Annotated in this window: 15 protein-coding genes; all 15 read right to left on the bottom strand. The window is 40.7% G+C overall.

Annotated features, from left to right (window positions below):
- Positions 1-21: 21 nt before the first annotated feature.
- On the bottom strand, positions 22-2478 hold the full coding sequence (locus ACZ5L8_RS01935) for an MMPL family transporter (protein ID WP_464439344.1): 2457 nt from the start codon (positions 2476-2478) through the stop codon (positions 22-24).
- Positions 2471-3664, bottom strand: a complete 1194-nt coding sequence (locus tag ACZ5L8_RS01940) for a DUF2062 domain-containing protein (RefSeq protein ID WP_464439346.1) — start codon at positions 3662-3664, stop codon at positions 2471-2473. Before ACZ5L8_RS01940 ends, ACZ5L8_RS01935 begins: the two co-directional genes overlap by 8 nt.
- A 31-nt stretch (positions 3665-3695) precedes the next feature.
- A complete protein-coding gene (locus tag ACZ5L8_RS01945) occupies positions 3696-4064 on the bottom strand; it encodes an ApeI family dehydratase (protein ID WP_464439348.1) in 369 nt (122 codons plus the stop codon).
- Positions 4065-4070: 6 nt separating this feature from the next.
- Positions 4071-4676 (bottom strand): outer membrane lipoprotein carrier protein LolA, encoded by a 606-nt coding sequence (locus ACZ5L8_RS01950; RefSeq protein WP_464439350.1) that lies wholly within the window; start codon positions 4674-4676, stop codon positions 4071-4073.
- Positions 4673-5380 carry a polysaccharide deacetylase family protein gene (locus ACZ5L8_RS01955; protein ID WP_464439352.1) on the bottom strand — a complete coding sequence of 236 codons (708 nt, stop codon included), beginning with the start codon at positions 5378-5380 and terminating at the stop codon, positions 4673-4675. Before ACZ5L8_RS01955 ends, ACZ5L8_RS01950 begins: the two co-directional genes overlap by 4 nt.
- Before the next feature lie 26 nt (positions 5381-5406).
- Positions 5407-6384 carry a beta-ketoacyl synthase chain length factor gene (locus tag ACZ5L8_RS01960; protein ID WP_464439354.1) on the bottom strand — a complete coding sequence of 326 codons (978 nt, stop codon included), beginning with the start codon at positions 6382-6384 and terminating at the stop codon, positions 5407-5409.
- A complete protein-coding gene (locus tag ACZ5L8_RS01965; RefSeq protein WP_464439356.1) occupies positions 6381-7595 on the bottom strand; it encodes a beta-ketoacyl-[acyl-carrier-protein] synthase family protein in 1215 nt (404 codons plus the stop codon). Before ACZ5L8_RS01965 ends, ACZ5L8_RS01960 begins: the two co-directional genes overlap by 4 nt.
- Positions 7573-7830 carry a phosphopantetheine-binding protein gene (locus ACZ5L8_RS01970; protein WP_462599143.1) on the bottom strand — a complete coding sequence of 86 codons (258 nt, stop codon included), beginning with the start codon at positions 7828-7830 and terminating at the stop codon, positions 7573-7575. The genes ACZ5L8_RS01965 and ACZ5L8_RS01970 overlap by 23 nt, the downstream gene beginning before the upstream one ends.
- Positions 7818-8438, bottom strand: a complete 621-nt coding sequence (locus ACZ5L8_RS01975) for a beta-ketoacyl-[acyl-carrier-protein] synthase family protein (RefSeq protein ID WP_464439358.1) — start codon at positions 8436-8438, stop codon at positions 7818-7820. Before ACZ5L8_RS01975 ends, ACZ5L8_RS01970 begins: the two co-directional genes overlap by 13 nt.
- A complete protein-coding gene (locus ACZ5L8_RS01980; protein WP_464439360.1) occupies positions 8431-9564 on the bottom strand; it encodes a beta-ketoacyl synthase N-terminal-like domain-containing protein in 1134 nt (377 codons plus the stop codon). Before ACZ5L8_RS01980 ends, ACZ5L8_RS01975 begins: the two co-directional genes overlap by 8 nt.
- Before the next feature lie 6 nt (positions 9565-9570).
- Positions 9571-10017: an acyl-CoA thioesterase gene (locus tag ACZ5L8_RS01985; RefSeq protein ID WP_464439362.1), complete on the bottom strand. Its 447-nt coding sequence runs from the start codon at positions 10015-10017 to the stop codon at positions 9571-9573.
- Entirely contained in the window at positions 10017-10451 is a 435-nt protein-coding gene (locus ACZ5L8_RS01990; protein ID WP_464439364.1) for a hotdog family protein, read from the bottom strand. Before ACZ5L8_RS01990 ends, ACZ5L8_RS01985 begins: the two co-directional genes overlap by 1 nt.
- A 7-nt stretch (positions 10452-10458) precedes the next feature.
- A complete protein-coding gene (locus ACZ5L8_RS01995; RefSeq protein WP_464439366.1) occupies positions 10459-11367 on the bottom strand; it encodes an LpxL/LpxP family acyltransferase in 909 nt (302 codons plus the stop codon).
- A gap of 66 nt (positions 11368-11433) precedes the next feature.
- Positions 11434-12180 carry a flexirubin biosynthesis SDR family reductase FlxB gene (flxB, locus tag ACZ5L8_RS02000; protein WP_464439368.1) on the bottom strand — a complete coding sequence of 249 codons (747 nt, stop codon included), beginning with the start codon at positions 12178-12180 and terminating at the stop codon, positions 11434-11436.
- Positions 12180-13706: a flexirubin biosynthesis tyrosine ammonia-lyase FlxA gene (flxA, locus tag ACZ5L8_RS02005; protein WP_464439370.1), complete on the bottom strand. Its 1527-nt coding sequence runs from the start codon at positions 13704-13706 to the stop codon at positions 12180-12182. The genes flxB and flxA overlap by 1 nt, the downstream gene beginning before the upstream one ends.
- Positions 13707-13780 lie beyond the last annotated feature (74 nt).

The raw sequence follows: 13780 nt of genomic DNA on the forward strand, positions 1-13780 counted from the left end.
ATTAGCAGATTAGCAAATGAGTTAATTCGCTAATTTTTTCATTAGCTTATTCGCTAATTGGTATAAAATCGGTTGCACAACAAATACCACAAGTACCGCCGAAAAAATCCCAATTACTGATATTAGCGAGATACTTTGCAGCGCAGGATGTTTGGCGAAAGCCAAAACCCCAATCCCCAGAATCGTCGTCAGCATAGAAAGCAAAATGCTCGATTTATAGGTAGTCAGCTCCGCATTTTCTTTATTTTTCAGCATCAGACCGTTTGTCATAAAAATGGCATAATCAATCCCCAAACCAAAAATGAACGTGGTGATAATGATATTGAAAACATTAAAATGCAGGTCAAAAATGCCCATGATCCCCAGGGTTAAAAACCAAGTGATCCCAATGGGAACAAGTGTTACAAGAGTCACAGCGATATTGCGGTAGGCGAGGAGCAGGATGAGGACGACCGTAATGAGCGAGTAGAGAATTAGCTTATTGAAGTCTGTGGTGAGCGAACTCAAGAATGTCTCATTGAGGTTTTCGCGGTCTACCACAAGTATGTTTTGGTTTGCCTGCCGTGCATCAGGCATGGCGCCAAAAGTACTTGCGAGAAGTTTCGCATTTTCTTCCTTGGTTTTCACCAAAGTCGTGATGATGGTAAGTCCGTTTTTTGGCGAAACAAAATCTTTGACAGGCAGCGTTTCTAACTTGCTGTAATCACTAAGCTGTAGTGGTTTGAAATCTTTTGCCAATAGCGCATTGAACGCATCAAAATCCTTTGTTCTAAAACCTATTGTTGTTCCAAAACTTTCAAGGTTTTGTTCAGTGCTTTGAATCTTCTCGTGAGTCCAGAAGGTGTTCCAAGTGTTGATTTTTTCTTGTTGCTTTTCAGCGGAAGGAACGAGTCCAGCGATTGAATTGTAGCTGAGGATTTGTTGGTTCGCCTTAAGTTTTTCAAGTTTAGTTTTTACTAAATCATTTGCTTTTAGCGCTTCCTCTTCGGTAGTTCCATAACTGGCGATGTAAACCGACTTGTCGCCCATCTGAGTGATTTGTTCCAGATTTTTTTCCGTGGAAGCGATATCCTCTGGCATAAAGTTGAGCGCAGAGAGGTCTTTCTCAAATTTCACTTTGTTGAATGTGAAAATCGAAACCAAAACGAGCAATGCGAGACCGGCTATCAGGATTTTGTTTTTATGAAATTGGTATGCAGAAATGCGGTCTAACAAGGTTCGTTTTTTTGCCGGTTTGAGACCGCCACGATACGCCTGCGGAATAAAAATCAATGCAAAAATCGATGCGATAAGAACACTTAAACCTGCAAAAATCCCCAAGTCCTGCAACGCTGGACTGTCTAAAAATAGCAAGCAGAAAAACGCTAAAGCGGTCGTAAGACTGCTCATTAAAAGCGGTTTTGTGACATGCTCAAACATCGCTTTTACCGATGCGTTATTGCGTAAATGTGTGAGAATATGCAGCGCATAATCAAGCGTGATTCCCAGTAAAACAGAGCCGATACCTAATGAAATCGCAGAAATGCTTTCTCTAACAAATCCTAGGATGACGATGGCCAATAATCCCGCAAAAAGTGTGGGAATAAATAAAATAAGAGGTACTGAAAGTTTGCGGTAAAACAAGATGAAAATGAGCAGCAACACGGCAAGAGCAATGGTAACTGTGTACTTAATATCGCTCTGAATTTGCTCAGCATTGGCGACGCTTATCATCATCCCGCCGAAATACGAAATGTTCGCTTGACCCTCAAATTTAGTATCCAATTCAGTTTTGAGTTGGTAGAGATAATCTGAGAAAATGTTGTTTTTACCCGTTTCGCTTGTTGGGTATTTAGGCGAGATAAAAAGCAGCAGATTTTTATCGTTTTTAGTTACGAGAAAACCGTCGACCAATTTAAACTGGTCTTGCTTCCCGAACTTTTGCAGCTCTTCCATCCCTAAAAAAGAAATGCCCAGCGGGTCTTGCAAAATCGTCCTGCGAGAAATCATCCCAAACGGTGAATTCAAGTTTTTGTAACTGGACTCTAGCTGCAATTTTAAACTATCGGGTTGCAGTTTGTTTTCAATGGTTTGATAGTCTGAGCTATCCAGAAAAACGGGTAGATTTTCATACACAAAATCAATAGCTTCAAAGGCAGAACGATTACCCACTTTGCCTTGAATTTCGGTGAAATAATCGCTGGCGTTTGTGTTGAGACTGTCGATAAAGCTTTCCGCGTAAGCGATAAGATTTTCACTATTTGCCACAGAATCTGCCTGAATAGTAACGATAACTTTATCCGCAAAATTCATGTTTTGCAGCACTTCTTGTTTTGTCTTGTTCTGCTCATTCACAGGAACAAGTCGGGAGATGTCTTCTTCAAATTCTATTTGGGTCACGCCCAAAATCATCAAAGCAAAAACAACGATTAGCCCAATTAATGCGGGGATTTTGCGTTGGCTCAGCCATTGATGCGTTTTGAAGAAAAACCTAGGCATAGGCGAGTTTTTTTCGCTGCAAAAGCGAGAAAATTAAAAGCGAGAGCAAATACATGAAAAGCGCCCCAAAGGTGGACAGAAAAAGACTCCCGATGATGTAGGATTGCAATTGGTCGCCTATTTCGCCAATGATCTCTGTATTGCTAAAATCGAATGAGAAGTCGTGACCTAGCAGCATATTTCCTGTTTGTATGCTCGCAAAAAGCACAAACGGGATGAATGGCGGCAAGCTCACATGACTAAAAGTAACCGAGATGATTTTGTTGAGTTTTAAGACGATTGCAAGTGCCAAAACTATAACGGTGTGAAAACCATAAAGTGGCGTGAGCCCAATGAAAACGCCAAGTGCAACGCTTAATGCCTTTTTATGCGGAGAATCATTAACGCCTAGAAATCCGTTGAGGAAGGCTTTCTTGATTCCTTTTTTTTTTAGGCTTTTTAGGTAGCGCGTGGGGCGCACAAACCAAAAACCTTTGATGACCGTGTAGCAGCGGTATTTTATGATGAGCATCACATCTGTAAACGGTCTAAAATGCGATACGCGCTCATCTGGGTCATACAAAACTCGGATGGGAATATTACGTACTTCGGTACCATTCCAGTCGGCTTTGACGATGACCTCAATTTCTAGAACATACAGATCTGTGTGCAAATCCCACTTCGCCAATTCCTGCAAAGGATACAATCTAAAACCGCTTTGCGTATCGGTCAGGCGAATTCCGGTTTCCATGCGATACCAGAAGTTTGAGACTTTGTTTCCAAAACCATTTTTGCCAGGAACACCATCAGTAGTTTGCAAGTTTCGGGCGCCTATTAATAATAGATTTTTGTTTTTGGCTGCAGCCAAATCCTCAATAAACAGCGGAATATCGTCAGGATAATGTTGCCCGTCGCTGTCTAACGTAATTGCATAATCAAAGCCAAGATCAAGCGCTTTTTTAAAACCTAGCCGAAGCGCATTTCCCTTTCCTGCGTTTTTTGCGAGGTCAATGCGGGTAAGATTTTTATAAGAATCAAGAATGGATGAAGTGCCATCAGTTGAACCGTCATTGACTACAATAAGCTCAGCTGAATACTCCAAAACACCATCTATCACTCGCTTCAGCGTTGCCGCGTTGTTAAACGTGGGTAGGATGATGCAGCAGTTTAAGCGCTTTATTTTTTCTTGAATTGTCTCTTGGGGCATGTGCAATTTTTTGCGTGCACAAGTTACTGCATTATTTTTTCTCGCACAGCATTATACCCTTAAGAACGGGCGTTTCGTCTGGTAAAGAGGCAATAACTCTTACTTTTTGGCTTTCGCCAAAATCTTCCAAACCTAATAAAATTTCAATCTCACGATGCTCTCTAGGATCTACAGGAAAGAGAAATTTTAAGTTTGTGATCTTTGCGATGAGAATAGTTGCCGCATAAAAATCCTGAAGAATTTCTTTAATGATCTGAATAAAACAAACTCCCGGAACGATTGGGTTTTCAGGAAAATGACCCTTAAAAATAGGATGCTCAGGATTTAACTGTAATTGAGTTTTGATCTGATCTTCTTTGGCTTCGAGCCCTATTATTTTATAAAAAGAATTGAGTAACATGGTTATTTATAATCTAAACGTACTGTCGTGAATGGGGGTATTATAAAAGGGTGCGATTAGTTCTATAGTTAGGACGTTTTTGCCATTTTCAAACATTTTTATATTAGATAAAGTGGCAATTCCTTTGTCAAAATAAAGGTATAAAATTGTGTCTTTATAACTGCCTTCTTTTGGCTTAATGCCAAAAATATGACTCAAATTATCACTAGCATACTGCAATTCATAGCGATCTTCGTCAAGATATTCACCGTTGATAATATCCATCAATAAATTGATAGAAGGATAAATAGCAGAGCTTTTTTGCAGGTCGTAATTGGTTTGTTTTAGATCTTTTTCAGTGGTTAAAATGTTGCCGTCAATTGCCCATTGCGAGCGCGGATCATCAGTGATCTCACACTTTAATTTGTCTGGGGCTTTGTATAATAAAAGTCCGTCTTGCGAGAGCGTGTCTGTGTCTGAGAATTTATAAATAGTGAAGTTTGCCGTTACCGTTTCCGGCTTAACAGAGATCGTTCCTAAAATGCGGGCAAGATCACGGCGCTCCCAGAAATTAAGCTCTTCTTGCGCAAAGACAGAGGCTGCAAAAAACAGAAATAGCACAAGAATTCTCATAAACGTTGAAGTTGTGTTATGGTTACAAACGTATGATCTTTAAGCTTTGGCAACATGATTTTTAAAGCCTCCAGCGTTTGTGGCTGCGTGTCGTGCATCAAAATTATGCTTCCCGGTTTTATCTTTTTTAAAACCCGTTTTGCGATGGTTTGAGGATCTTTAGTCACAGTGTCAAAACTTCTCACATTCCACCCAATTACCTGATGACCGGTTTCTTTTATAACTTTTGCAATTGTAGGATTTGTTACCCCAAAAGGCGGTCTAAACAATTTATTTTCTTGTTTTAGAACGAGGTCCGTTTTTTGAAGCTCATCTTTTATTTGGCTTTCGCCAAAAAGAGGAAACGTATTTTTATGCGAGTAGCTGTGACTTCCCACTTCGTGTCCTTCTTCAAGAATACGCTTTAGAATTTTGGGATTTTTTTCAGCATGTTGACCGATGCAGAAGAAGGTCGCTTTTGCATTATATTTTTTGAGCAAATCAAGAATTTGCGGTGTGATTTCAGGATGTGGACCGTCATCAAAAGTGAGTGCAAGAACCTTCTGTGAAGTTCTCTTGTAATTGAAAGCTTCTAGGAAGAAGTTCCATTGTATTTGAAACGAAATCACAAAGAAAACCAATGGAAGTACTAAAAAAGAAAAAACCGCAAACCAGATAGATAATCCAAGGATCAAACCCATTGCCACGATAGCGGCAAAAATCAAAATGAGCCAGATTTGTTTGTTAGGCCTTAGCATGATTTCAGTAGCGTGAAGGTGTGATTCTCGCCTTTAAATTGATTGTAAATTAAAACTGTATTTGCTTCTTTAGCCTTCAATTTTTCAACTGCCATCCAGAAAGCCACTACTGAAGCTGTGTGAAATTCACCGCTGTATTCTTTAAAATTCAATCGCTTTGCAGAAGAAAGTTGTTCTGAAACTTTATCAAAGAAAACATCAAATTCATCACCGTTATTTCCAGTGAGAAGAAGGTCGATTTCCCCAGCTAAAATACTATTTTCAGTTAAGAACTCATTCAGTTTTTCTTCAACTTCTTCAGGTTTGATTTTACTATAAATCGCTACATCTGTGAGCTGAGCAATGGCGTTTTCCTTTTCGCTGCCAAGCATAAAAAAACCGGCACCTTCACTAAATGGCACTTTGATTTTTTCCTGTTGCTCCTCGTTTTGCAAAATCACATAATCAATGAATTCGTCGCCCAATTCGTCTACGCCGCCCACTAAAATATTTTGAGCTTCTTCAGCAAGAATCAGCAATTGCGCATCTATCACCGCCGACTCAAAAGAAGCCGCGCCGTGCACATGATTGTTGTTGTAACCATGGCATTTTAAAGCAAGCGCAATTTGCGCAGCCACGGTGTTATGCGTGCTTTGAATAAAAGCGGTAGGCGTGAGGTATTGCTCATCATCCGCGATGAGTTTGTTGAGAAATTTCTCAGTATCCTCGTTACAACCCATTCCCGTGCCGGTGATGATGGCATCTGGGATTTCGATATTGGCTTGCGCTAGCGATTTTTTCGCAGCAGCGAAACCCATTTTAACGCCCGTTGCCATACGACGCGCTTGCCCCGGTGTAATGAATTCGCGGTAATTTGGATGAATTGATTCAACCTTTTTATCTGTTACGTTAAGCTTGTTTAGAATCTGGCTTTCGCCAAAAGTATCCTGTGCCGAAATCAACGCTGCGCTATGTATAAAAATGGGCTTCATGCGCGTGAGAAAATGAGCGTTGAACAATTACCACCGAAGCCAAATGAATTAGAAAGTACGTGTTCTAATTTTTGTGATTTGAGTTCGGTTTGTGGGATAAGACCTGTTTCTTCAATGGGATTCTCAAAATTGAGATTTGGGAAAATCAGGTTGTTTTGTAATGCCAAAATAGAGAACACAGCTTCTACAGCGCCGGCCGGAGCCAGCGTGTGTCCCGTAAAAGGTTTGGTAGAACTAAAGGCGGGCATTTGTACGCCAAAAATGCGTTTTAAAGCAACACTTTCAGACAAATCATTGTTTGGCGTTGCAGTGCCGTGCGCGTTGATATAGCTTATTTCTTTTGGCGAAAGCCCAGCAATTTCCAGTGCTTTTTGCATGGCGAGAAATGCGCCTTCACCTTCTGGAGACGAAGCTGTTTGATGATGCGCATCGTTTGCATTTCCATAGCCAGAAAGATAAGCAATGACTTCGCGGTTTTCTTTTTGAACCACTTCTTCAGATTCTAGAACCAAAAATGCAGCGGCTTCGCCCAGATTGAGTCCGTTGCGGGACTGGTCAAACGGTTTGCAATGTGCATCGCTCATAATCATCAGCGATTTAAAACCGTTAAGCGTGAATTTTGACAAGGCGTCAACTCCGCCCACAATCACGCGGTCTAGTTTGCCTGCTTTAATCATGCGAGCGCCCAGCATAATCGCATTCACTGCAGATGAGCATGCCGTGCTGATTGTGGAAACAAAATCAGTTAAGCCCAACTGCTCTGCGATTTTCTGCGAACTGTCGCCAGCGTTGTGACTGTTGATGTATTTTCGGTATTCAGGTGACGCGGAATATGTTTTGAGAAATTGTTCCGTCATGTCCATTCCGCCCACGGTGGTGCTAGAGATGAGACCGGTTTTGTAACCATCATTGAGGTTAAATCCAGTAGTAGCTTCTTTCGCCGCAAGGCAACCTAAAAGCGCGGTGCGTGTATAATTATGACTTGCTGTAAGATTGAGTTGAGCAGCAATTTCTTGATTTGTGCATTTTACTTCGCCTACAAAAATTTCGCTAGCATGATTAGTTTGCAAAAGGTGCGGTCTTGCGATACCCGTTTTGCTATTTTTTAATGCAGAAAGTGTGGGCGAGAGGCCGATACCCAGCGCCGATGCAATTCCCATCCCGGTGATGGCAACTCCTCGTGACGCTTTATTTTGTGCGGTTTTCGGCAATATAAGCTGCTAATACGTTAACGGATTCAAAGATTTCCTTGCCCTTTTCTGGGTCAGTAAGTTTGATGCCATAATCTTTGTCGAGCATCACGATAAGCTCAAGCGCATCAATAGAATCGAGACCCAGACCTTCGCCAAAAAGTGCATCATCATCAGCGATTTCTTCAACGGTAAATTCTTCCAGGCTCAGTTGCTCGATGATATTCTCTTTAAGCTCGCGCTTCAATTCTTCCATGTGTTGCATGCGTGTAGGTAGTCTAAATTCTCAACGGTGTGTTCTAGCGGGCCAGAACGGGAGAGCAAATATAAAAAGGATTTTGCGTTTAAGTGGTCAAAATCTGCCCAACCGCAAAGCACTTGTTTACATTTACCGGTTTGAATTAGGCTTTCGCAATAACTGTGCAAAAGTTGAGCGTCAAACTTTTCTGACACAAAAAAGGCGTTTTCACCCTGAATTTTATGTCTTATGCTAATTTCACCAATCCCAATGTTAGGCAAGGTGTAAACAAAGTTTGCCGGGCTGGGGTAAAAATTATTTGGGTCTGCGATGGTTTCTTGATGCTTGCGGTCAATTTCTATACTGCTGCTACGATTAGCAATTACGATCGCCATGTTTTCCTGAAAATCGGTTTTTTGAGATAAAGCTTCCGCCGAAAGGAACATCAATTTACTCAAGCCGTCCATTTTGTGAAACTTGGGATAAGAGAGGTCAAATTCTTTGTATAGCGCTTTCGCGAAATCTACGAAGCCACTATCTCGCTGCCTGAAAATTTCAGTTCCATCGACAATCATTGAATCATTCTCAATGCTGCAAAAATGCGATATGAAAGTAGCTTTACTCATCCTTCTGAAAAATTACAGCAGTGTTACAACCTCCAAAACCAGACGCGGTTTTTAAGAAATTATTGACCGTGGCAGATTTAAACTGTTTTATCACATTAATGGATTTTGAAACCCCAAGTTCATCAAATCCTACCGATTGTAAAAGTTCATTTCGCTTCATGCTTTCAAGACCTAAAACCGTTTCAAGCAGACCTGACGCGCCTAGCGTGTGGCCGTAAATTCCTTTAAAACTGTTTATGGGAACGTGCAGCATGTTACTTCGGTTAAGCGCGATACTTTCCATCTCGTCGTTGTAAATCGTGGCTGTGCCATGCGCAGAAATATAGTCGAGTTCATTTGGCGAAAGCCCAGATTCATGCATCGCTGCGGTAATACTTTTAAAAAGCCCAGCGCCGGTGCGAGAAGGTCCAGAGATATGGTTTGCATCGTTGCAGGAAGCTTCGCCCGTGATTTTGATAATTGATTTCGCTTTCGCGGAAATGATAAGCGAAGCAGCACCTTCGCCAAGGGAAACACCATTACGGAATTTTGAATACGGTTTGCAAGGACCTTCACTCAACGCTTGAAAAGAATGAAAACCAGATAAGGTGAATTTTGAAATAATATCGCCAGCAACAATTACCGCGTCATCATAAACTCCCACCTGAATCAATCTCTTAGCAACCGCCACGGCAAGAATCCCAGAAACACATGCATTTGAAACAACAATCGCTTCTTTCTTAAAACCGAAAAAATCTTTAATTGACTTTCCTAAAACGGGTAAATATGCTCGGTTTTTATCAAAGTTGCTGTTTTCTTCAAGCGCATCAATATTTCCTTTTGTGGTGGCGACAATTAATGCTGTTTTTTCTGTGATCCCAAGGTTTTCTTGTGTTATTGAATCTTGAACAGATAGTAACATCATTTGCTCTAATCGGGTGAAATTTGCAGGATTCCCAATTTTTGAAAATGCTTCCGTGAGTTTTTCAGTTTGAAGCAGCGAGGCGTAAAATGGCACAGGAAGCATAGACTTGTCGTCATGCATTTGTATAGCGGTAGTCGCTTTCGCGGAAGCGATATAATTACTTGCCGTATCAAAGCCCAGCGGAGAAATGATATTGCCAGATGTAGCGTAAACGTGCTTCAAATTGTGCTATTGTAGATTGTGTTGCGCTTTCCAGTTTTTAAAAAAGGGTGGCGCAAGTATAGAAAGTTTGTGGTCTTTATCCATAAAAACCTGCGTGGTTTGACCCGTACAAACGAGTTGGTCGTTTTGATTCTTGATTTCATACTCAAAAATCAATTTTGCCGCTCTGGTTTGTAGAAAAGTGGTTTTTATAGTTGCCACGTCACCATATTTTAAAGGTGCCTGATGCTCGAGGATAGATTGTGTGATGGGCGTAAAAAAACCATGATTTTCTACATCGAGGTATGAGATGCCATACTGGCGACCAAAAGCCTCACGGCCATCCTCAAAATATTTGAGATAATGGCCGTGCCAGACTATTCCCAGAGAATCACATTCGTTAAAACGTATCCTGGTGGTATGTTCACAGGTCAAGGCTGATGGGTGTAAATCTTTATTGACCTTGATCTTCATTATGGTTTTGTTGCGGTTTTAAGTTGGCCAGAAGCAATTTTTTTACTTCCTAAAAATACATCTGCTTGCGAGAGTCTCATGCCCATGAATTCTTGAACAACTTCAACTTTTGTTTCAAGGCTTTTACCCATTTTTGGCAGTTCGTAGATCTCAAAGTCTTTCATCCCGCCTATGTAACCCACGGTGGGTTTATTGTCGGTTTTTTTAACGTGACCGGTGAGCAACGCGATGCTTTGTGCGATGTGTTCAATGATACCAGCTTCAGAGAGTACTCCCTTTTCTACAAAGATATTTTCATGTCTAATGGTAAGTCCAGTTCTAATTTTTTTCTGGTTGTAATAGTCGAGTCTATCCACCATTATCATAGGTTCGCTTTGGGGTAGAAGTTTTTTAATTTCTGCAGAATCTGTGATCGTTTTGATGGTTTGGTTCATAAATCAGTTATTGGTTTGTTTTCCAAAAATCGTAATAATTAAACCATTGCAAAGGGTATTTTTGCAAAATTTGCTCTAAATGGGTCTTGTATTTGTCAAAAATATCGTTTTCGTCGCCAACGGTATGTAGCGATTTACGGGCATAAAGATGATACTTTTTAAAGCCATCTCGCATTACATAAACAAATAGAACGGGCACTTTTAATTTTGCTCCAAGTATAAAAGGTCCCGCAGGGAATTCTGCTTTTTCTCCTAAGAATTCTGTTTCAAAACGTTTTGCCTGATTTATGAATCTATCGCCTGAAATACAGACGATTTCATTTCGCGTAAGCGCAGCATTGATCTCAAAAATGTGAGAAATATCATTCTCAACAGTGATGAAATTTACTGATGTTGTTTGTAAATAATTGTCTAAAAATTCTTTGATCTCGCGATGTTCTCTATCTGTAACAATGAGATTTACGCCCGGTGTATTTTTAAGGTCTGAAAAGAAAAATTCTGCTAATTGAAAATTTCCTACGTGTGCACTGATCAAAAGTGCTCCTTTTTGTTCATTTAGCACACTTTCTATCGCTTCTCTACCATCAAATTGAAATGAATACCAATGTTTTTTACCAGAAGCGATGGCAAATTTGTCAATTATAGATTGCCCAAAAACATAATACGCCTTGTAAATATTGATCACACTTTTTACAACAGAATAATTCTGACGGTGATGCAAATAGTAGTACAAAGCCTTAACGTTCTTCCATGAGGTAAAACAGAAATACAAAACCACAGGATATAGCAATGCATACGCAAATCGCAAACCAAGTTTATGCAGCAAGAAAATGTAGATCTTATACCCTAAAACAGATCCTCTGGATTTACCTTCCCAGTTTGCTGTAGATTTCTCTTTTGTACTCTTTTGTTGCAATCGTTAGGGGATTTTTCAATTAGAGATTGTGGTTTTTTGATTTGGCTGTAGCCAAAAGAACTATCGCTACGTATAAAGACCGCCGTTGATATTTATGACCTCGCCAGTGATGTAAGAAGCACGCTCTGAAGCTAGAAAACAAGCAAGATCTGCAATCTCCTGAGCTTTGCCAAAGCGGCCTGCGGGTATGATCTTTTTCCATGCATTCTCGTCAATATCTTCAGTCATATCAGTCTCGATAAAACCGGGTGCGATCGCGTTTACTGTGATATTTCGCTTAGCAACTTCTTGAGCCAGCGCCTTTGTAGCGCCTATCATCGCAGCTTTTGCCGCAGAATAATTCACTTGTCCTGGATTACCTTTTAAACCTGCCAGCGAAACAATATTGATCACTCTGCCGTAGCGATTGCGCAAAATATCTTTGATCAGCGTATTTGTGACATTGTAAAAACCGTTAAGACTAGTGTTGATCACGTTGTGCCAATCTTCAGGTTTCATCCACATGAAGAGGCCGTCGCGAGTGATGCCGGCATTGTTCACGATCACTTCAATAATGCCGTTTGGGTTTTCAGTTTGCCAATTTTTAATAGCAGTTTTTACAGCCTCAGCATCGCCTACATTAAATGGTAAAATACTAGCCTTACCGCCATGTTCGATAATTTTGTTTTGAACACTTTTGGCAGCAGCCTCATTACTATTAAAATTAATGAGTACGTGATAGTTTAGCTCCTTTGCAATTTGCATGGCGATCGCTTTACCGATGCCGCGAGAAGCACCTGTGATGAGCGCAAATTTTTCTTTAGGCTGTTTCATTATTCTTCAATTTTCATGAGAAATTCTTTAACTGCAGCAAGTTTTTTGAACATGGGTTCATCTTCTTTAAAGGCAGGGAAAATCGCTCTGATATTTTGATAGATCTCTTTAGAACGCGAGGATATTTTATCGCTTATCTCAAGGTAATCTATGGCTTGCGCCAAAGTTACCATCTGTATAGCAACGACGTCAAAACCATTGTCAATGACCTTTTTTGTCATCAAAGAGGCATTTGTACCCATGCTGACGATGTCTTGATTATCGTTGTTGTTCGGGATGCTGTGTACATACATTGAGTTAGAAAGTGTCTGACTTTCGGCAGTGGTAGAAGTTGCGGTGAATTGGGCGCCTTGCATACCAAAGTTAAGACCAAGCTTGCCCATATTTACAAACGGCGGAAGAATCTCATTAAGTCGTGGATTGAGCAAATAATTGAGTTGGCGCTCAGCGAGCATCGTCATTTTGGTCGTGACAAGTTTGAGCTTGTCCATCTCTAGAGAAACATAATCCCCATGAAAATTTCCGCCATGAAAGACCTGTTTTTGTTCCACATCAACAATAGGATTGTCGTTAGCAGAATTGATCTCTTCGACCAGAACTTTTTCGGCATTTTTAATGGTGTCTAGCACAGGCCCCAGAATTTGTGGCACACAGCGAATAGAATAATATTCCTGCACTTTTTCTTTAAAAATACTTTCGTTATTCTTGCCGTTATAAAGATGATGCTCTCGCTTTCGCGAAAGCGAGCTGTCTTCAAGATGAGCGCGCATAGCGGTTGCAATTTCTTGCTGGCCAGCGTGTTTTTTGGCATCATTTAAAGGCACAGAAAGGTGATCGTCGTATGCCTTAACGATCTCTGTGATCATCGCAGAAGCAGCGACGATCCAATTGAGTAATTTTTTACCTAAGATAAGATTGATCATCCCTATGCCGCTCATGGCGCTAGTGCCATTCATAATCGCTAGGCCTTCACGTAAATGCATTTTTAAAGGCTGAATTTCTAGATCTTTAAAAGCCTCTTGTGCTGGCTTTTTTTGATCATTAACAAGAAGATCACCTTCACCTATAAGTCCAAGCGCGAGATGTGCGAGTTGCACAAGATCACCGCTTGCGCCCACGCCGCCATGCTCAAAAATTACAGGCGAAATGCCGTTATTCAGCATTTGTGTCATTATTTGCAACGCATCCGGATGAATACCGCTCTTTCCCAGAGAAAGCGAATTAAGGCGTGCTAGCAGCGTAGCTTTCGCGTAAAGCGCAGAAAAAGTCGCGCCCATACCTGTAGCGTGACTGCGAATTAAATTATACTGTAATTCTTGTCGCTTCTCATCATTGATGCGGTATTGCGCCATGGGGCCAAAACCTGTGTTAACGCCATAAATCACCTTGTCTTGAGCAAATTTTGAAAGAAAATCAAAGCTTTTTTCAGCTTTTGAGACGATAGCGGGATCAAGAGAGATCTGAGCATTATGAAAAACGATCTTCTCAAAATCGCTTGCGCTTAAATTACCGGTGAGGATTGGCATTGATTGATGTGCTTTATTGAAAGTTTTGGGGTTTCAAAGGTATATTTTTGCGCAAAGTAATTATTTTGGTATTT

The organism is Leeuwenhoekiella obamensis (genome assembly GCF_055391795.1).

Excerpts from the sequence above, each read along its gene's own strand:
- ACZ5L8_RS01990 (WP_464439364.1), bottom strand. The coding sequence starts at position 10,451 with ATGAACCAAACCATCAAAACGATCACAGATTCTGCAGAAATTAAAAAA.
- ACZ5L8_RS01960 (WP_464439354.1), bottom strand. The coding sequence starts at position 6,384 with ATGAAGCCCATTTTTATACATAGCGCAGCGTTGATTTCGGCACAGGAT.
- ACZ5L8_RS01935 (WP_464439344.1), bottom strand. The coding sequence starts at position 2,478 with ATGCCTAGGTTTTTCTTCAAAACGCATCAATGGCTGAGCCAACGCAAA.
- ACZ5L8_RS01950 (WP_464439350.1), bottom strand. The coding sequence starts at position 4,676 with ATGAGAATTCTTGTGCTATTTCTGTTTTTTGCAGCCTCTGTCTTTGCG.
- ACZ5L8_RS01970 (WP_462599143.1), bottom strand. The coding sequence starts at position 7,830 with ATGGAAGAATTGAAGCGCGAGCTTAAAGAGAATATCATCGAGCAACTG.
- ACZ5L8_RS01985 (WP_464439362.1), bottom strand. The coding sequence starts at position 10,017 with ATGAAGATCAAGGTCAATAAAGATTTACACCCATCAGCCTTGACCTGT.
- flxA (WP_464439370.1), bottom strand. The coding sequence starts at position 13,706 with ATGCCAATCCTCACCGGTAATTTAAGCGCAAGCGATTTTGAGAAGATC.
- ACZ5L8_RS01975 (WP_464439358.1), bottom strand. The coding sequence starts at position 8,438 with ATGAGTAAAGCTACTTTCATATCGCATTTTTGCAGCATTGAGAATGAT.
- ACZ5L8_RS01940 (WP_464439346.1), bottom strand. The coding sequence starts at position 3,664 with ATGCCCCAAGAGACAATTCAAGAAAAAATAAAGCGCTTAAACTGCTGC.
- flxB (WP_464439368.1), bottom strand. The coding sequence starts at position 12,180 with ATGAAACAGCCTAAAGAAAAATTTGCGCTCATCACAGGTGCTTCTCGC.
- ACZ5L8_RS01945 (WP_464439348.1), bottom strand. The coding sequence starts at position 4,064 with ATGTTACTCAATTCTTTTTATAAAATAATAGGGCTCGAAGCCAAAGAA.